The following is a 17,655-nucleotide window of genomic DNA, read 5'->3' as shown; positions in this document are numbered from 1 at the left end:
AAGCTGAATTTGCTGGATGTTGGCATTTTAGGAGTAACGGTAGACATAGATCCTAAGTCGATTTTGGAAGGAAAACGCTTTTCACGGAGGCCAAAGAATCTTTGGTCGAATAGTTTGTATTTCAAGAACTTACTGGTGACGGTCACTCCTTTTACTATTGGTCAGCTGTCAAGCGCATTGCGGAATTGAATATTATACTTCAACACCAAGGAAAAGTGATTCTGATCGAGGTGATATCTGAGGAAAATCTGAAGGCGAAAAGTTTGAAAGTAGTTGATGATAATTTTCCTGAAAGCTATCCTGCAGGACATCTATGTCGGATTTCCGCGAGGAGTCTTGGATGACGCATTACCCATTTATCGCTATTGGGCTCTTGAATCTCATTTGGAGAAGAAATAGGCTTATGACATCGCTCATTTTGCACTGTCAGTCTAAGTCCCTCTAGAAGAAGTTATTTTCAAGTTTGACCAACTGATATATCGCTACAAAATGAGCCGCTGTACCCGCTAGCACGAAGACATGCCAAATGGTGTGAAAGTAGGGTTTGTCGCTTTTGACGTAGAAGAAAACACCAAAGGTATAAGCCAATCCACCGGTTCCGATCCAAATGAGCGTTTCGAAGGAGATTTTTCCCAACACGTCATTCACGAAAAATATCGCAAGCCAGCCCATTAGCAGGTACAATGCAACTGACAGGACTTTGAATCTGCCCGTGAAAAAGACCTTGAAAAAAGTACCGACCAGCACGGATCCCCAAAGAATCGCCAGGAAGATCAGCGCTCTGTCTGGCTTCAAGACTGCGAAAATCATCGGCGTATAGGAGCCTGCGATCAGAAAATAGATCGAAATATGGTCTAAAACCTGAAGCTTGTTTTTCCATCTGAGCACCCTCGATGCATGGTAGAAGGTGGAAAAAGTATAGACCATCATGATGCCGAGACTAAAGGTAACAGCTCCGGCAAGGGCAGATGATTGCCCGTTTTCGATGGCTTTGTGAATCAAAAACGGAATCCCGATGATCCCCAAAACTAGTCCAACACCATGGGAAAGCGCATTGGCCAATTCTTCTTTGGGGGTTTGAGTACGTTTGGGCATGGGCTTAGTTTCTGGCCGAAGCTAAGGAAAATTGGAATGTTTCGCAGCTATACTATGGAACTTGTAATTGGCGGGTATTTCAGATTCTAAGGTAAGTGAGTCTGGATCGCAAATCTAGACTAACCAAGGAGATGGTGGCTACCGAAAGAAGGCATTTCCTCCATTCGCATAGACTGGCATATTCGGTGGGACGACCATGATGTTATTGTACCGCATATGCTTAAAATGCTTATAAGGAGCCTCAAGCCTATCCATAATTCCTTTCGCAAGACTGGGCAAAGAGAAAAAGACAAACTCACCGATCCCCAGGATAAGCCACATTTCGAAGTCTTCTTTTTCGTTTGGATTCGGGAGCGCTTCGGATCTGGACATAGCAAGGAACGTACTATGTCGCTGACTATCCCACTCATAGAAAGTCAACAGTTGATTTGGAGTCTTGTCCAAATAGGGAGAAATAAACCGTTCCCAACTCTTTAAGTTTTTCTCGGTTTTGATTTCTTCTCGTAGAAAAAAAGCGACGGCACTGGTAGGGTTTTCGATAACTAGCGCGGGATGTTCACCACTTCCTCCACCCAAAAGTAATTGACTTGGATCACAGGCAAAGTCACCTTCTATTTCTTCCAGTGGATGGTATACAGGGAGGTAGCCCAAGTAGCCAACTAGCTCGTGCTTGAAAGAATCGATATGACTCATCGTGATGTTAGTAAAAGATTGAAATGCGCTGAAGGTCGAACTAGGAGGATTACTTGTATTCTGAACCAGAGAGCAAACTAACCAAATTCCAAAAAATTATTCCAAGGAAGGGTTGGTTGGCTAAAGAGATTTCAATTTCATTCTCTCAAGTTGGGGGCCTGAAACACAGACTTCAAGGATGGCGGTTCTTTAGTACAAGGTCGTCTCTGCCGAGTTTTGTTCAATTTTGTTCCTATTGCTGACCGTCATGCTCCACCCATAGCAGGTCATTCGTATCATAGCCGGCCTCAGTAGCGACCTTCAAATACTTGACTTTAACGTCTTCTGGGATTGTCTTCTCACGCGAGAGTATCCACAAGTAATCCAAACTTTCGCCCGCCACCAGTGCATAGGTGTAGTTGTCGTCAATGGCAATCACGTTGTATCCGGAGTAGAAAGGGCCAAAAAACGAGACCTTGAGCATTGCCACGCTGTCGCTCCCCACGAACTTGGCTTTGCCGACGGCCTGTTCCCATTCCCGCTTTTTGACATTATATCCCTTGTTGTCGACTTTGATGGTGCCGTCTTCCTTCAAGGAATACTCCGCGGTCGTATTGTTCAGATCTTCCTCGAATTTGAAGTCTATCCGGGCGATTTCATACCACTTGCCGAGGTATTTTTCGCTGTCAAACGGACTGACTGCAACTGCGCCCATTGGAATCGTTGACGAGCAAGAAAAAAAGCCAGCTACAAGGCCGAAGGTGAGGAGTAAGTAGATTGGTTTCTTCATGGTGATTTTTCGTTTAGAATGACAAGTACAATCCTATAGCCAACGATCGGTGGCGCTTCTGACCTGGTGAGAAAGTTAGGTAGCAGAAAAGAGGAATCAACGTCTATTTCGCATAAAGAGCGGTTTTTAGGCAGATTCCCCTTCGCAAAAGGCCGGAAAAAAAGAAGCGAAAGTGGACTCCGACAAGGCCTCAAACTGAGCATTTTCTTCTACACGAAGTCAGTCAGTTCAGGTTTTGGAAACCCCGCTAAGCGTTTGAGCAGTCTTTCGAATTCAGCTCGACGGCATTTTCTGATTACTTTTTCAGATTGCCCTTGTCCACGCTTTCATTGATCAGATTTTCAGCATATTCCCAAATCGCGGTAGAGCCGTTTTTGATCGCTTTCTTCTTCTCGTAAACTTTCTCATAGGTCACGTTGAACTCGGCCCAGGTTCCGCCCTTGTTCGAAGCGTTTTGCAGCAGCGGTTCAAACCTGTCCATAGACCTGGCAAATTTCGCATCGTCCGTCGCACCTTCTTCAAACTCCTCCCAGATTGCGATGAATTCTTTGGCCTGTTCTTCCGGTAAAAGCCCGAAGATCCGCTTGGCTGCAATGAGTTCTTCGTCCGTATTCGTGTGGTTTTTTACCGCGTCGTAGATAAACGTGTCGCCCGCATCAATCTCTACAATGTCATGAATCAACACCATCTTCACCACTTTCAGCACGTCAATAGGTTTGTCCGAATGTTCCGCCAAGACTATCGTCATCATGGCCAGATGCCAGCTGTGTTCTGCGTCATTTTCGTGGCGATCGCTGTTGAATAGTCGGGTCTTACGCTGGATGTATTTGAGCTTGTCTATCTCTTTGATGAAAGCAACTTGTTTGAATAGGTTGTCAGTCTGCATGATGCTATAGGTTTTTTTGAGAAAAAATGGCGCTGGGAAAGAGGCAGTTGAGTCCTACAAGGTTTGTTTATTCACTTCTTTGGTCTCTGTGTCAAAAACCAATATTCCTTCCAGTTTGTCGTCAAGCTGCTCTGCCAAATCCCCTTGCTTCGTCCAGACCGCACTTTGACCAACGCTCTCAAAGTTGTCGCAATAGCCCAGGCAATTTGACATTAAAACCGGCATTGAAAATTTTTTGGCAACCGCTGGGTAATGCACCATCGCTTTGTTAATTCCTTCTTGTGATTTTGCAACACTCGCAACATACAGCTCTGCACCGAGTTGGTCTGCATGCGCTGAATGCTCAGCTTGCAAACTTTCATAGCAGATTGCAGGAGCGATTTTTTTACCGGCAACTGTCAGAATGAGCTGCTTTTCACCGGCAACGAAATACGGAAATTCGTCAGAGTGCAATTGTTGTTTCGAATAAATCTGACGCTCTCGATCAGGCTGAAGGATGATCATGCTGATCCGTACGCCTGCGGCTGTCTTTGTAGGCATACCAAAGCCAATCGTGATTTTGTTGGAGTCACTGATTTTTTGGAAATCGTCTAGGTTTACATCATCAGGATTTACCGCCGATGCTTCTGCAAGTGCAGGCTCATAGCCTGTCAGAGAAAGCTCCGGAAAAAAGACTGCATCTGCTTTATAGGCGGTAGCGAGATGTATCAATTGTCTGTGTTTGTCGAGATTAGAGGAAATATCTCCTCCAATCGATTGGATCTGTGCTACGCAAATTTTCATTTCAAGGTCTTATTACTCTATGCCATATTAACTTCCTGCCCCAGGAAATCTATCGCCTTTTCCTGGTTGCTGAAACGGAGTTGGAAAATCTGGAAAGAGAAACATTTTTAATAAAGCCTATGTGCTTTTGGACTTGGTTTTTCTTCAGTGATCGTACTGGGATTACCCTCTCTCCACCGGCAAATAAATATCAAATGTCGCTCCTTTTCCGATCTCGCCTTTGGCAGTAATGAGGCCGTTGTGGTTTTCAGCGATTTTCTTGACAATAGACAGTCCGATGCCGGTGCCTTTGTATTCGCTTTTCCCATGCAGTCGCTGGAAGAGTCCAAAGATCCGCTCGTTGTATTCGGACTCGAAGCCGATCCCGTTGTCTCTTATTGAGATATGCCAATAGTCCTTGTCTTGGGGTAGGTTTTTGGTTGGAAGATTTGATTCGTTGACTTTCTCGGTAGTGATCGACAGGTGTAATGCTCGGTCAGGATGGGAAAACTTGATGGAGTTGCTGATCAGATTGTAAAATAGCTGATGAAACTGGAAGTGGATGACATTCACTTCTACCGGATTTTGGACAATGATCTCAGCGTTCTTTTCTTCTAGCTCTTCGCTGAGATCCTGTTTGATCTTATCAATGACCGTGGCGAGATTGACCTTTTGGTACACATGCTCTGCGGTATTGGTGCGGGAGTAGGCGAGTAGATCGTTGATCAGTGCCTGCATCTGCTCCGCGGAGCGCTGCATGCGGGCAAAGAGATCCCTGCCCTTGTCAGAAAGATTTTCGTGTTCTTTCTCCACGATCCGGGAGGCGAAGGTCTGGATCTTTCGAAGCGGCTCTTGGAGGTCGTGACTGGAAATGTAGGCGAAGGACTGCAGTTCTTTGTTCATTCGTTGGAGCTCTGCATTTTTCTCCTCCAGCTCGACGGTTTTGGCATTCAACGCGTCGGAGGCTTCCTTCTTTTCGGTCAGGTCATGGGTGACTTTTGAGAAGCCGATGATTTCCCGCCGGTCGTTGTGCACCGCGGTGATGACGACACTCGCCCAGAAGAGGCTGCCGTCTTTTTTAACTCGCCAGCCTTCCTGGGTGGCTTTCCCAAATTGCAGCGCGGTATTCAGCAGGATCTGGGGAAGCCCACGTTCCCGATCTCCTTGGGTATAGAAGTTTGAGAAGCTACGGCCGATGATTTCTTTTGCGGTGTAGCCTTTGATTTTTTGAGCACCGGTATTCCAGTTTTCTACGATCCCCTCACGATTGATGTAGAGGATGGCGTAGTCCTGGACTTCTTCGACCATGAGATGGTAGCGTTGCTCGCTTTTCTTCAGATTTTCATTCATCTGCACCAGCTCCGCAGTTCGCTCTTTTACCTGCCTTTCCAATTCCGAAGCGAAATCTTTTTGATCTTGTATGTCGGTGCTTGTGCCGACCCACATCTGTATGTTTCCATCCTCGTCCCACTGGGGTTTTGCCCGGCTGAGCTGCCAGCGATAGCTGCCGTCATGTCTGCGAAACCGGTGCTCCATGCGGTAGTCTTTTCCTGTGGTGACGGACTCTATCCAGGATGCAATATTTCGTTCTCTTTCCTCAGGATGGACGATTTGAAGCCATCCATCGGTTGCGATTTGCTCGGGGGTAAGTCCAGAAAAGTCATAGACCGACTGATTGAAGTAGTTGAGATTACCCTGTGGATCTGCCGTCCAGATATATTGCGGCATGGAGTCGGCCAAAAGGCGGAATTTCTTTTCGCTTTCTTCCAGTTGCCTCTTGGCGATCACTTGCTCGGTGATCTCGGAGGCAAAAACGGTGATGCCGGAGATACTTTGGTCGGTCTCACGATAGGCTTGATAGACGACGTTGAAATAGGATTCTTCCGGCTTTCCATCGCGGACGAAGGTAACTTTGATCTCCGGAGAAATGAAGGGAACACCCGTGGAATAGACCTCCTGCAACAGTTTCGGGATTACCTGGGTTTTTAACTCAGGCAGTACTTCCAGCAGCGGTTTGTTGAGTACATCCGGCCCTTTGCCCCAGATCTCAATGATGGCATCGTTGGCGGAGGCGATAATCATCTCCTCGCCCTTCAGGATACATACTGCAAGCAAAGATTGCGAAAGAATGTTGCTAAATCGCTGCTCGCTCGCCGCTACGCTTTGTTGGGCTTCCATCAGCTCCGTGATGTCAGTGTTGCTGCCAAACCAATTGCTGATCTTCCCCTCCTCATCAAAAAGCGGCAAAACCCGCGTGAGAAACTGTCGGTAATTTCCGTCTTTCCCAAGGAGCGGAAAGACCATTTCGAAGGTCTCGCCCTGCTCGATGGAATGCTGCCACTTAGGTATAACTGTTTTCAATACTTCCGGATCATGCACCGACTGCCATCCCCAGCCTTCCATCTCCTCAGGGGTCTTGCCGGTGTAGTCGTACCACTTTTTGTTGTACCAATAGATCCATCCGTCAGCCTTCGCCATCCAAGCAAGATTCGGGATGTTGTCCGCTATTGCTCTGAATCGAGCCTCGCTATCTCTGATCTCATGACGGGCATTCACCTGATCGGTGACGTCGATACCCACGGCCATGATACCGTCTATTTCCCCGTTGGTATTGTATAGCGGCTCATAGCTGAAGTTGACGTAGGTGTTTTCCAGATTGCCATTTCTCTTGATTTGTACGGGAAGTTCTGCAGCCCGGAAGATCTTGCCGGTAGTATAGACCTCGTCCAGCAGTATTTTGATGCCCTGAGATTCCAGTTCGGGCATGGCATCGAGGATGGGTATGTGAAGGATTTCCTCTGATGATCTTCCCCAGAGTTCGAGTGCTTTGGCGTTGGCGATTTCGGTGATATGGTCACTTCCCTGGAATATGCCAATCGATACAGGGGCCTGAGCTATCATTGAGCGAAGTCGTCGTTCGCTTTCTTCCAGCTTCCGCTTGGTCAACACCGACTCGGTCGTCTCTGAGCAGGTGACAAGTACGCCATTGATTTTCCCTTGGTCGTCAAAGGCTGCACTGTGACAGAAGGTCCAGTAAATGTCTTCCATCCCCCCATTTCGGTAAAAACTAACCAGTTGATCTTTAAAAAAAAAGGGTTGGCCGGTGGTCATCACCTTTTCGATTAGCGGGCCCACGAAATCCCATATTTCAGACCAAGTTTCTTTGGCTGTTTTGCCGATTGCCGGGTGTTTTCCGTCGATTCCCAGACTTGGTCTGTATGCATCGTTGTAAAAACAGATCAGATCCTCGCCCCAAAACAAAAACATAGGAAATGCGGAATGCAGCACGATTCCCAGCGTAGTCCGGAGGCTCACGTCCCAAGTGTCCATAGGGCCTAGGGGCGAGTTGCTCCAGTCGTGCTGGCGGATGAGTTGGCCCATTTCGCTGTCTTTGGGCAGAAATTGGTCAATCATAGAGGTAATTTGGGTCTGATATCGTCTACTAGGATCAAAAAGTCCGGTCTTTCGGGTTGGATTAATCTGGTATTTCGGCAAAGGAAAAGTGCTTTTCCGATGACAGCTTTGAGGCAGGAAAAATCCCCCTCCTTGCGGATGTAGTATAGCGCTCCCATGTTGTAGAGGATTTCCACCACCTCGGGATTGGCTGAGGTGGAGTAAATGAGAACCGGAATTTGGCTCAACTTTTCATGCTTTTTGATTTCAGACAGACATTCCATACCGGATTTGCTGGGCATGTTTAGGTCGAGAAAAAGCACATCGGGCAGTTTATTGAGATTGTTTTCGAGAAACTTCATCAGATCCGAGCCGTTGGTGACCTCACTCAGGGTGGCTTGAATGCTCAGTTCGTCTAGCGCATCTTGGAAAAACATGCGGTCATCCGGATCGTCGTCGGCAAGCAAGATGTTGAACTTTTCGTCTTTCATTTCAAATTAGTGGGGAAAAAAATGCCCTTTTTACTGTGACAAAATAGCATTCGTAGGCACAATTTCCAGTTTTTTGATCACTTGTCGAAATATTAAGCCTGATTATCCGCGAAAAGAGAGGTTGCCTTGAGGGTAAACCTCGGAGCTAGCAACGGTTCTTGTAGATTTTCAAGGATTTCTGCACACACTTCTATTCGCCTAGAATACCTAGAAGGCGTGATCGTTTCGGTTTTTGCGGAATAATTCTTCCGCTGAAACGGCAATGAGATTTTTCTGACCGATTCCTATTAGTCTGTTGATTGCGAGTTTCGCGATGCATGTCTCGGTTTTCGGCTTACAATTTGGTTTATAATCCATTGCAAATCATGATTCGGGCTTTAGCTAGCGTGATTTGCATTCTAGTTGAATTTTCTTTCACACCAAAACCACAAGATCATGGCAAAAGACCACGGCCCAAGTATTAAGAACGATGCGAAATATGAGGCACTGAGAAAAGAAGGCATGAGTCAGGAGAAAGCTGCGCGGATTGCCAACACTCCCAATACGGGGAAAAAAGGCGGCAAAGCAAAGAAGTACGAGGACAGAACTAGACGGCAGCTTTATGACAAAGCTAAGCAAGTCGGAATTAGCGGCAGAAGCAAGATGAGTAAAGATGAGCTCATCAGCGCCCTGAGAAACCACTGACTCAGCAAACGATCGAAGCGACTTGTGTTACATTAAACCATTGAAATCATGAAAAAGCCAACTGAATTCAAACCACAAAATCAGAAGCTCCCGGGACAGCAGAGTAGGATGGTTCCCGAACCGGAGGTAATCCGGAATGGATACAAAGGGTCTGAAAAATTGAAAGGCAAAGTTGCTCTCATCACTGGCGGAGACAGCGGTATTGGCCGCAGTGTTGCTGTCCACTTTGCCAGAGAAGGGGCGGACGTAGCGATTAATTTTATCAGTGAGACCAAGGATGCGAGGGATACCCAAAAGCTGGTAGAAGCAGAAGGTCAAAAATGTATCCTGATCAAAGGGGATATCCGCTCGGAGAAATTTTGTAATAAAGCGGTAGATACTACCGTGGAAAAGCTGGGTGGGATCAACATCCTGGTCAATAATGCAGCGATCCAGTTTCCCAAAAATTCGCTCAAGGAAATAAGCAGTAAGCAGCTATTGGAGACCTTTGAGACTAATATCTATTCGTTTTTTCATCTCGCTAAGTTTGCGGTTGATCACTTCAAGGCAGGCGATACGATCATCAACACGAGTTCGGTGACGACTTATCGCGGCAGCGAGCATCTGGTCGACTACGCCAGTACCAAAGGTGCAATAGTTGGATTTACGCGCTCTCTTGCCAAGATGCTTGCGCCCGATAAAATCCGGGTAAACGGTGTGGCTCCAGGCCCAATCTGGACTCCGCTGATCCCCGCGACATTTGAAGACGTGACAGAGTTTGGCCAGGACACGGCACTTGGTAGAGCCGGTCAGCCCAGTGAGGTCGCTCCCGCTTATGTCTACCTGGCTTCGGAGGATAGCTCCTACGTCACCGGGCAGTTTATCCATGTGAATGGCGGTGAGATCGTGGGAGGGTAGTGCGATAGGCAGTCTCAGTGATCAGTATTCAAAGGCTGACGCCTGAGACTAATCACTGAAAACTCCGATCACTCCTGATCAAAAACCTTTCTTCCCTGCAGTTTGACCAATTGGGATTCGTCTGTTAGATCCAATCTTAAAGGTGTCATAGAGACCAGGTTATGTTCCATCGCATAGCGGTCTGTGCCTTCCTCGGCGAGCTCCAATGGAATCACAGTAATCCAGAATAACGGCCTTCCCATCGGATCCTCGGCAGGTTTGACCAAGCCGTCATACTGACGTAGCGATTGACGTGTCCAGACGATTCCCTCCGGGGCAAAGGGCAGGTTTACATTGACCAGCTGGGGGACGTCTTCCTTAATCAGGTATTCGAGTACGTGACGGATGTGTGCTCGCATCTGGCTAAAGTCGTATTCGTCTTTTTGGGTGGGAGTGCTGAACGCGACTCCTTTGACTCCCAAGAGTGCCGCTTGCTTAGCACCCGCCAGCGTACCGGAGTGCCACATGGAGTTGCCCAAATTGGGGCCGAGGTTTATCCCAGAGAGTACAAGATCGACATCTCCCCAGTGAAAGCAGCCCAGAGAGACACAGTCCGCTGGGGTTCCGTTTACTCGAAATGCGTCAAAATTCCCCACCTTAGTTTTCTTGATGGATAATGGCCTCGTCGCTGTGATGGCGTGTCCCATGGAGGATTGCTCGACATGTGGCGCGACGATACGCACGTTTCCAAACTCTGAGGCGATTTCTGCCAGTTCGAGGATTCCTGGGCTGTAGATGCCGTCGTCGTTGGTGATCAGGATTTTCATGGTAGTTCAGTTTAGTCATCTTTTTGTATGCAAAGAGCACGCAGGACTTAAGCCGACTATATTCTATGAAAATCATCCTCCTCTACAATCCCAGCGCAGGCACCGAAGATTTTAATCTTTTAGAAGTGATTGGATCCCTTGAGCGGCAAGGCGCCTCGGTCATTGCGCAAAACACCAAGGATGAAGGTTACCAGGAGGTTTTTAAACTCAACTATGATCTCGTGATCGTAGCTGGAGGTGATGGAACGGTCGAAAAAATCCTGTTGGATCTGTATGACTCCAAGATCCCGATTTCCCTTTTGCCTAACGGAAATGCAAACAACATCGCCGGCAGCTTAGGCATCGTCGGATTTTACCCTGATACGGTGAAGCATTTCAAGGAGGAGAATTTCAGCAAATTGAGTGTGGGGCTATTCGAAACGGCGGAACACAAGGGGAGATTTATCGAAGGGGTGGGCTGGGGGCTTTTCACAGCTTTGCTTCAGCAGATAGATCGGGGGAAAAAGAAAGAGGGCTCCAAGGAAGACAAAGTCGACTTCGGAAGTAAACACCTTCGAAAGCTTCCCAAGGAACTTCCTGTACAGGAATATGAAATCGAAATCGACGGCAAGGATTACTCGGGCAAGTATCTGTGGATCGAGGTGCTGAACACCAGGCAGTTGGGACCTCAGCTTGTTTTGGCACCAGATGCGGATCACAGTGATGACGAACTGGATGTGATGCTCGTGCGGGAAGACCAAATGGAGGAGCTGCGGGACTTTCTCAAAGCCCATGAAAAGGAGGATGTGGTAAGTCCTTTCGAAACGATCAAAGCAAAAAAAATCAGCGTCAAGACTCATTTGCCCTTTCACGTAGACGATTCTGTGTTTGAGCACCAGTCGCTTTATGAAGGAACTCCCAAAGTGAGCATTAGCCTTCAAAAGCACCAATTAACATTCTTACAAACCGATCCCAACTCTTCCAAAAAAAAGAATTGATATGAAATCCAGCAATATTTTGGTTCAGTTTGCGCTGCTCGTGATAGGGGTTTTCTTTCTCATCCAAGGGCTGGTGCTCGCAGAGTTGTTTTTGGTGCCGCTCGCCTTCTCTATTTTATTGGCTTTAGTCTGTATTCCGCTGGCTAGAAAGCTGGAGAAAATTGGGCTTTCCCATGGCTTGGCAACTTTTGCAAGCGTGATCTCCTGTATTTTAGGCTATGTCGCGTTTTTCGCAGTGATCGCTTTCCAAGTTGGAAGCATTTCTGAAAAATGGCCAGAGATGGAAAAGCAATTCACTCCCAAGGTCAACGAAGCAGTCCAAAAAATCGAGTCGAAAACCGGTCTGAACGTCCGGGACCAGATGCCTCCTTGGCTGGTGAGTGTCGACAGCACCAATCAATCCAAAAACGAAGGACCGTCTGAGTCGGAAGCTGAATCCGGTGAATCGAAAGAAAGCCGACAAAATTCCCAGGAATCGACCGATCAAGCTTCGGGAAATGGACAGCAAAAAGAGGGGACTCCTGCCGTGTCGGATGGTGTCAAAAAACAGCTGGGCCAGCTGGCTGTAAATCTCTTCGGTTTTCTGGGCAATTCCTTTCTGACCTTTGTTTACCTCTTTTTTCTGCTCAACTATCGGCACAAAGTCAAGCTCTCCATCCTTCGATTTTTCAGAAAAGAAAAGAGAGCCCAGGCTAAAGAGGTTCTTGAGGATTCCGTCAGTCTTGCGTTGAATTTCCTTGGCGGGAGGTTCTTACTCATTCTTTTTCTGGCCATCATCTACACGGTCGGGATGCTGATTGCCGGGGTGGAGAATGCGATTCTTATCAGTGTCATCGCAGCTATACTTTCCCTGATACCCTATCTCGGCGTGATCATCGGCTATGTGCTGGCGATCAGCATGACGCTTTTCGGAGGAGCGGACACGGCTGCCCTGATCATCGTGACGATTACGTATGGCCTGGCGCAGTTTATCGAAAGTTACATCCTGGAGCCGTTCGTCGTTGGGGACAAGGTCAACCTGAATCCGCTGACCACAATCATCGTGGTGGTATTGGGGAGCTCCGTTTGGGGGGTTGCAGGGATGATTCTTAGCATCCCGATTGCCGGTATTCTCAAGATTGTCTTCGACGCCACCAGGCAATTGGAACCCTTGGGATACATGCTGGGAGAAGAGGATGTGGACGACGGCGACGAGAAGGGGTTTTTGAGTAGATGGGGTGAAAAGCTCCGTGGAAAGATCTCACGGAAATAGGAACGGTTTGATTTCCCACGGTTTCTTTTGAGTCGAACTTTCTACAGTATGTAGAAAGATACTCCCTTCTTTTTGCTGGGATGGATAAGTCGAGACGACATTCTTGAAGCTAACAATGGATAATCCTCGCGACGTTGCAGCGCAAGCTTGTGCGAATAATCAGGCCTGTTGACAAGAAAAGCTTGAAATTGGCCTGTGTGGGACGATGAGTTCCATTTTTTTTATGATTTCAAAAAGTCAGAAAAGAATAAGAGCAGAGTCACGTGGGAGTTTTGGATTGGCTTTTGAAACTTATTTTATGTTACCAAGCCTGATCTTCTGAAGCTGATCTGGCGATACCAAACGAATATGACTATGAAAACACAACTGATAATCTATCCGGCTATGATTGGGATGCTAATGTTGTCCTGTGCGGAAAATGACAAGAGTGCCTACACCGAAAGTGTGAAGGAGGAAGTGGCGAATGCCGGAACTATGGAAGATCCTAAGCCACTCGGGCAGCACGAGTTGATCGATACGTTACAATTGTCCGAGCCCCTGCGAATTATTTTAAACAAAGATTCGGCAACGGCGGTGCATAAGATTCGAAACGTCAGAAAATACACCGAAGACGGAACAGAATACTACGAGATCACTTTTGATAATCCAGTGGAAGAAATGCAGGTGATTACTTACGATGAGTTGGGCAAGATCAAAAGCCCTGATCTGTAACAAACCTTACTCTAGGGTGTTTGCACATCGCTTCCAAACAAATATTAACCACAACTAAACCAACTTAACCATGAATTCTATCCACGAGCAGCAAGCCGAACCCATGAAGAAGGATCTGTCCGGCTCCGAAGCAATCGAGAAAATCAGATCAATCATTGACAAGGCTGGCTCCTGTTTTTTTGTGACCCGTGCCAACTTCAACGCGTCACATAAGTCTCGGCCAATGTCCGTGCAGAAGACCGACGAGGCTGGGAATATCTGGTTTTTGAGTGCCAAAGACAGTGTAAAAAACATGGAGATATCTCAGGACACGAGCGTGAGCCTCTATTTTCAGGCCTCGTCTTATTCGGACTTCTTGGAGCTAAGCGGCAGAGCGGTAGTCAGTTATGATCGTGCAAAGATCGAAGAACTTTGGGATCCGATGGTCAAAGCTTGGTTTACCGAGGGCGTCAACGATCCAAGGATTTCTGTGATCCAATTCATTCCGGACACGGGCTACTACTGGGACAACAAGCACGGCAATGCGATTGCCGGCATCAAAGTCCTGATCAGTGCCGTATCCGGCAAAACGATGGATGATTCCATCGAAGGGAATCTGAATCTTTAAGATTCATTTTTCCGATAGTAGAAGTGCAGCTCAGACGGGGGCTGCACTTTTTTTGTCTGTTATTTTTGTTCGAATGACGAAAACTGCGATCCGCATCAAATCCCATGGACGTAGTTTCGCGAATGATGCTGCATTTCAAACCACAATACTTCCCATTAAGTCCGTAACCGGTTTACTAATAGATACTTCTACAGTACAAGGACTTTTTCAAAGAATGTGGTTTTACCGCAGACCGACATGAACGCCGAACATGAGCTCGGACGGTGCAGCCGGCTTTTCATAAAAGTGAGGCTGCTTTCGTATTTTCGTGCTTTTCTTCGGGACTATTGGGCCTTTGCTGTAATTTGCGTTCTATGACCCAAAATACAATTAAGTCGATCCTCATACCGGTGATTTTGTTGGTTAGTCAATTGACTTTTGCGCAACAAAAATCCTGGATGCTCGGTCCTTTCGAGCGACCGAAAAACGCCCACCCCATCATTTCCCCGATTTCCGATACTGACTTTCTGGATCCCATGTCTGGCAAAACTGTGCGATGGGAATCCATGGCCACATTCAATCCCGCCGCAATCGTCAAAGACGGTTCAGTACATGTGCTCTATCGGGCGGAGGAAAAACTCGGAGATAAGGAAATCGGCGGACATACTTCCCGACTGGGGATGGCTACATCTGCCGACGGCTTTGCCTTTAAGCGTGAGAAAGTCCCGTTTTTTTATCCTCAAGAAGACTCTCAGAAGGAGTTTGAATGGACGGGCGGGACGGAAGATCCGCGGATAGTAGAGACCGAAGACGGACTTTTTGTGCTCACCTACACGCAGTGGAACAGAGATGTGCCGAGGCTAGCGGTAGCGACTTCCACTGATTTGAAAACCTGGGAAAAGCATGGCCCGATCTTCCAAGCTTGGAAAGACGGCAAATACCACAACACCGAGTCAAAGTCTGGTGCAATCGTCACCGAACTGAAAAACGGCAAGCTCCTCGCTGCCAAAATCAACGGGAAATATTGGATGTATTATGGAGTACCACACATCTGGCTGGCGACGTCAGATGATTTGGTAAATTGGATTCCGGTAGAAAATCACGAAGGAAATCGAGTGCCGGTGCTGAGTCCAAGACCTGGATTTTTTGATTCGTGGTTGGTCGAGGCAGGACCACCACCTGTGCTGACCAAAGACGGAATTGTCGTGCTCTACAATGCTGGAAATTCACAGCAGGTAGGAGTGAAGGATCTTGGAAATCGGGTATATACCGGCGGACAGGCACTTTTTGATGCAGCCGAACCCTGGAAATTATTGGATCGAGTAACAGATCCTTTCATTCAGCCGGAATTGTCCTTCGAAAAGTCGGGGCAGTATCCGGAGGGAACTACTTTCCTGGAAGGCCTAGTCTATTTTCAGGAAAAATGGTTGCTCTATTACGGCACGGCTGACAGCATGGTCGGAGTGGTCAGCGCACCGGCCAATTAAAAGTTAAGAGAATCTTAAGCGTCTAAATCGCTGACTTTCATCCGAATTTCCAAAATTTGCTTTTGAAATTCTATTCAATGCGCATCCTGATTGTCGAAGACGAACCCGGAATATCCAATTTTCTCAAACAGGGATTGGAGGAAGAATTCTTTGCAGTCGATGTAGCGGATAACGGAAAAGCGGGCTTGGAGATGGCGCTATCCGGCGATTATGACTTGCTTTTGCTAGACTGGATGCTGCCCGGCATGAGTGGAATCGAACTCACGCGGCAGTTTCGCAAGGAGTTTCCGACCACGCCGATCATCTTTCTCACAGCGAAAGACACCCTGGACGAAACAGTATTCGGTCTCCAATCTGGGGCAAATGACTACATCAAAAAGCCTTTTCACTTCGAAGAATTGCTGGTGCGAATCCGGGTGCAGTTTCGTGGCAAAGAAGGCGGAGAAGAAAAGCTCAGCCTCGGGCCGATCAGCCTCTTTCCCGAGCGACATTTGGTGCAGAGAGGGGAGGAAGAGATCGCATTGACTCAAAAGGAATTTGCGCTGCTCGAATATCTGGTACGCAACAAGAACAAAGTGTGCCGTCGCACCCGTATCATTGAGAGTGTCTGGGACATTCACTTCGAGTACAACACCGGAGTGATCGATGTATTTATCAATTCGCTCCGTAAAAAGCTGAACATCCAAAAAGAGGAAGACTACATCCAAACTATCCGGGGCGTGGGCTACATGGCTAAGGAACTATGAGAACGGCCTACAAAGAACGTATTGCTGGACGGCTTACCTTGGTCACCTCGCTCATCATCTTGGTGGTCTTTGGGGTGATCTACTTGGTCGCGAATCTGACGGTGGTCAACAGCATCGACCGCGAACTGGGACTGGAAATAGATAAACATAAGGATGAGATATTTCTGGTGAATGGGAAGATTCAATTCTTGCACAAAGACGAATGGCAGGAGATGGAGCACAGTCAGATTCAACTCAATCCGATTTTTATTGAAATCGTCGATCTGGAAGGGCATTCTATGGATCGATCTCCAAATCTCCGAAGCAATCACCTGAGTTTTTCCCCTGAAAAATCTGCGAAAAAAGAGGCCTGGACGCTCCGAATCGGGGCCAACGAAGTCCGACAGATGCAGATTCCGCTGTTCAATGCAGGAGAGCATGAGGGGTATCTGCTGCTGGCAAAGTCGTTTGAAGACTCGCGGGAATTGCTGAATAACCTCCGGACTGTGCTGCTGCTCCTGTATCCCGGAGTCCTGCTTTCGCTCTTTCTCGCCATGAGGTATCTGGCAGGAAAAAGCATTCAGCCGATCCGCCAAATCATCAGCAAGACCAATCAAATCACCCAAAGCAACCTCAACGAGCGTGTGCCACTCGCTGAACCAAACGACGAAATCGGCCAACTCACCCGCTCGATCAATGAACTGTTGGAACGACTGGAGGCTTCGTTGAATCGCGAAAAACAATTCACTTCCGACGCCTCGCATGAGTTGAGAACTCCGCTTTCGGTACTTCGCGGGACGCTGGAAGTGCTGGTACGCAAGCCGAGAACCTCAGAGGAATACCAGGAGAAAATCCAGACCGCACTGTCGAGTATCGACCGCATGTCTGCGACAATTGATCAACTGCTTGCATTGGCAAGAGAAGAAAAGGGTAAGTTTTCAACCAAAGAAGAACTGGAACTGATTACTTTCTTAGAAGAGATAAGCGATCAGATGGCAAAGGAACAGCGGCGGAAAATCACTTTTCGCTGCGAGTCCGGCGTGCCTGTTTTTGTCAAAGCCAATGAGAAATCCCTGGAGATGATTATGACTAATCTGATCCAGAATGCCGTGAAGTATTCCAGTCCAGAATCAGAGATTTTAGTCAAAACCGGGCTCAAATCTGGTCTTCCGTATATTGAAATCTGCGACGATGGTTCGGGCATCGCTCCTGAGCATTTGGAAAGGATCTTCGATCCGTTTTTCAGGGAACAGGCAGCAGTGGATCGTTTGATTCCCGGGACGGGACTTGGCTTGGCGATCGTCAAGAAGCTTGCCCAAGAATCTGGAATCCGGATTTCGGTTTCCAGCGAAAAAGGCCAAGGCAGTACATTCAGGATGGATTTTCCCCATTCTTAAGCCAATCTTAAGAAACGCCTAAGGCTGCCCTAAGACGCGGATCC

Annotated in this window: 17 protein-coding genes; 9 read left to right on the top strand and 8 right to left on the bottom strand. The window is 47.5% G+C overall.

Annotated features, from left to right (window positions below; genetic code table 11):
• Positions 1–441: 441 nt before the first annotated feature.
• The 7 genes from trhA to ABD031_RS09195 form a co-directional block, all read right to left on the bottom strand.
• On the bottom strand, positions 442–1,095 hold the full coding sequence (gene trhA, locus ABD031_RS09225; RefSeq protein ID WP_343850614.1) for a PAQR family membrane homeostasis protein TrhA: 654 nt from the start codon (positions 1,093–1,095) through the stop codon (positions 442–444).
• A gap of 138 nt (positions 1,096–1,233) precedes the next feature.
• Entirely contained in the window at positions 1,234–1,788 is a 555-nt protein-coding gene (locus tag ABD031_RS09220; protein ID WP_343850612.1) for a hypothetical protein, read from the bottom strand.
• A gap of 232 nt (positions 1,789–2,020) precedes the next feature.
• On the bottom strand, positions 2,021–2,557 hold the full coding sequence (locus tag ABD031_RS09215) for a lipocalin family protein (RefSeq protein WP_343850610.1): 537 nt from the start codon (positions 2,555–2,557) through the stop codon (positions 2,021–2,023).
• Between the two features lie 295 nt (positions 2,558–2,852).
• Complete coding sequence (locus tag ABD031_RS09210) at positions 2,853–3,443, bottom strand: HD domain-containing protein (RefSeq protein WP_343850608.1); 591 nt, start codon at positions 3,441–3,443, stop codon at positions 2,853–2,855.
• A gap of 54 nt (positions 3,444–3,497) precedes the next feature.
• Positions 3,498–4,226, bottom strand: a complete 729-nt coding sequence (locus tag ABD031_RS09205; RefSeq protein WP_343850606.1) for a carbon-nitrogen hydrolase family protein — start codon at positions 4,224–4,226, stop codon at positions 3,498–3,500.
• 162 nt (positions 4,227–4,388) lie between these two features.
• Positions 4,389–7,619 (bottom strand): PAS domain S-box protein, encoded by a 3,231-nt coding sequence (locus ABD031_RS09200; protein WP_343850604.1) that lies wholly within the window; start codon positions 7,617–7,619, stop codon positions 4,389–4,391.
• A complete protein-coding gene (locus tag ABD031_RS09195) occupies positions 7,616–8,089 on the bottom strand; it encodes a response regulator (protein ID WP_343850602.1) in 474 nt (157 codons plus the stop codon). The genes ABD031_RS09200 and ABD031_RS09195 overlap by 4 nt, the downstream gene beginning before the upstream one ends.
• 435 nt (positions 8,090–8,524) lie before the next feature.
• Here ABD031_RS09195 and ABD031_RS09190 point away from each other — a divergent pair, with 435 nt between their 5' ends.
• A complete protein-coding gene (locus tag ABD031_RS09190) occupies positions 8,525–8,773 on the top strand; it encodes a DUF7218 family protein (RefSeq protein WP_343850600.1) in 249 nt (82 codons plus the stop codon).
• Between the two features lie 48 nt (positions 8,774–8,821).
• The gene (locus ABD031_RS09185; protein WP_343850598.1) at positions 8,822–9,670 is read left to right on the top strand and encodes an SDR family oxidoreductase; all 849 of its coding nucleotides are present in this window, start codon (positions 8,822–8,824) and stop codon (positions 9,668–9,670) included.
• Between the two features lie 68 nt (positions 9,671–9,738).
• Here the strand turns inward: ABD031_RS09185 and surE are convergent, their stop codons facing one another.
• Positions 9,739–10,476: a 5'/3'-nucleotidase SurE gene (gene surE, locus ABD031_RS09180; protein WP_343850596.1), complete on the bottom strand. Its 738-nt coding sequence runs from the start codon at positions 10,474–10,476 to the stop codon at positions 9,739–9,741.
• Positions 10,477–10,541: 65 nt separating this feature from the next.
• Between surE and ABD031_RS09175 the strand changes: the two genes are divergently transcribed.
• From ABD031_RS09175 to ABD031_RS09145, 7 genes are all read left to right on the top strand, one after another.
• Positions 10,542–11,453: a diacylglycerol/lipid kinase family protein gene (locus ABD031_RS09175; protein WP_343850594.1), complete on the top strand. Its 912-nt coding sequence runs from the start codon at positions 10,542–10,544 to the stop codon at positions 11,451–11,453.
• 1 nt (position 11,454) lies between these two features.
• Entirely contained in the window at positions 11,455–12,705 is a 1,251-nt protein-coding gene (locus ABD031_RS09170; protein WP_343850592.1) for an AI-2E family transporter, read from the top strand.
• A gap of 354 nt (positions 12,706–13,059) precedes the next feature.
• The gene (locus tag ABD031_RS09165; protein WP_343850590.1) at positions 13,060–13,416 is read left to right on the top strand and encodes a hypothetical protein; all 357 of its coding nucleotides are present in this window, start codon (positions 13,060–13,062) and stop codon (positions 13,414–13,416) included.
• A 70-nt stretch (positions 13,417–13,486) separates the two neighbouring features.
• Complete coding sequence (locus ABD031_RS09160) at positions 13,487–14,023, top strand: pyridoxamine 5'-phosphate oxidase family protein (RefSeq protein ID WP_343850587.1); 537 nt, start codon at positions 13,487–13,489, stop codon at positions 14,021–14,023.
• 353 nt (positions 14,024–14,376) lie between these two features.
• On the top strand, positions 14,377–15,489 hold the full coding sequence (locus tag ABD031_RS09155) for a glycoside hydrolase family 130 protein (RefSeq protein WP_343850585.1): 1,113 nt from the start codon (positions 14,377–14,379) through the stop codon (positions 15,487–15,489).
• Between the two features lie 77 nt (positions 15,490–15,566).
• Entirely contained in the window at positions 15,567–16,235 is a 669-nt protein-coding gene (locus ABD031_RS09150) for a response regulator transcription factor (protein WP_343850583.1), read from the top strand.
• Positions 16,232–17,611, top strand: coding sequence for a sensor histidine kinase (locus tag ABD031_RS09145; RefSeq protein ID WP_343850581.1), 1,380 nt, complete (start codon positions 16,232–16,234; stop codon positions 17,609–17,611). Before ABD031_RS09150 ends, ABD031_RS09145 begins: the two co-directional genes overlap by 4 nt.
• Positions 17,612–17,655: the final 44 nt, after the last annotated feature.

This window comes from Algoriphagus jejuensis (assembly GCF_039523455.1).
Lineage (GTDB): Bacteria > Bacteroidota > Bacteroidia > Cytophagales > Cyclobacteriaceae > Algoriphagus > Algoriphagus jejuensis.
This window is presented reverse-complemented; position numbering and strand designations above follow the sequence as displayed.

Excerpts from the sequence above, each read along its gene's own strand:
- trhA (WP_343850614.1), bottom strand. The coding sequence starts at position 1,095 with ATGCCCAAACGTACTCAAACCCCCAAAGAAGAATTGGCCAATGCGCTT.
- ABD031_RS09220 (WP_343850612.1), bottom strand. The coding sequence starts at position 1,788 with ATGAGTCATATCGATTCTTTCAAGCACGAGCTAGTTGGCTACTTGGGC.
- ABD031_RS09215 (WP_343850610.1), bottom strand. The coding sequence starts at position 2,557 with ATGAAGAAACCAATCTACTTACTCCTCACCTTCGGCCTTGTAGCTGGC.
- ABD031_RS09210 (WP_343850608.1), bottom strand. The coding sequence starts at position 3,443 with ATGCAGACTGACAACCTATTCAAACAAGTTGCTTTCATCAAAGAGATA.
- ABD031_RS09205 (WP_343850606.1), bottom strand. The coding sequence starts at position 4,226 with ATGAAAATTTGCGTAGCACAGATCCAATCGATTGGAGGAGATATTTCC.
- ABD031_RS09200 (WP_343850604.1), bottom strand. The coding sequence starts at position 7,619 with ATGATTGACCAATTTCTGCCCAAAGACAGCGAAATGGGCCAACTCATC.
- ABD031_RS09195 (WP_343850602.1), bottom strand. The coding sequence starts at position 8,089 with ATGAAAGACGAAAAGTTCAACATCTTGCTTGCCGACGACGATCCGGAT.
- ABD031_RS09190 (WP_343850600.1), top strand. The coding sequence starts at position 8,525 with ATGGCAAAAGACCACGGCCCAAGTATTAAGAACGATGCGAAATATGAG.
- ABD031_RS09185 (WP_343850598.1), top strand. The coding sequence starts at position 8,822 with ATGAAAAAGCCAACTGAATTCAAACCACAAAATCAGAAGCTCCCGGGA.
- surE (WP_343850596.1), bottom strand. The coding sequence starts at position 10,476 with ATGAAAATCCTGATCACCAACGACGACGGCATCTACAGCCCAGGAATC.
- ABD031_RS09175 (WP_343850594.1), top strand. The coding sequence starts at position 10,542 with ATGAAAATCATCCTCCTCTACAATCCCAGCGCAGGCACCGAAGATTTT.
- ABD031_RS09170 (WP_343850592.1), top strand. The coding sequence starts at position 11,455 with ATGAAATCCAGCAATATTTTGGTTCAGTTTGCGCTGCTCGTGATAGGG.
- ABD031_RS09165 (WP_343850590.1), top strand. The coding sequence starts at position 13,060 with ATGAAAACACAACTGATAATCTATCCGGCTATGATTGGGATGCTAATG.
- ABD031_RS09160 (WP_343850587.1), top strand. The coding sequence starts at position 13,487 with ATGAATTCTATCCACGAGCAGCAAGCCGAACCCATGAAGAAGGATCTG.
- ABD031_RS09155 (WP_343850585.1), top strand. The coding sequence starts at position 14,377 with ATGACCCAAAATACAATTAAGTCGATCCTCATACCGGTGATTTTGTTG.
- ABD031_RS09150 (WP_343850583.1), top strand. The coding sequence starts at position 15,567 with ATGCGCATCCTGATTGTCGAAGACGAACCCGGAATATCCAATTTTCTC.
- ABD031_RS09145 (WP_343850581.1), top strand. The coding sequence starts at position 16,232 with ATGAGAACGGCCTACAAAGAACGTATTGCTGGACGGCTTACCTTGGTC.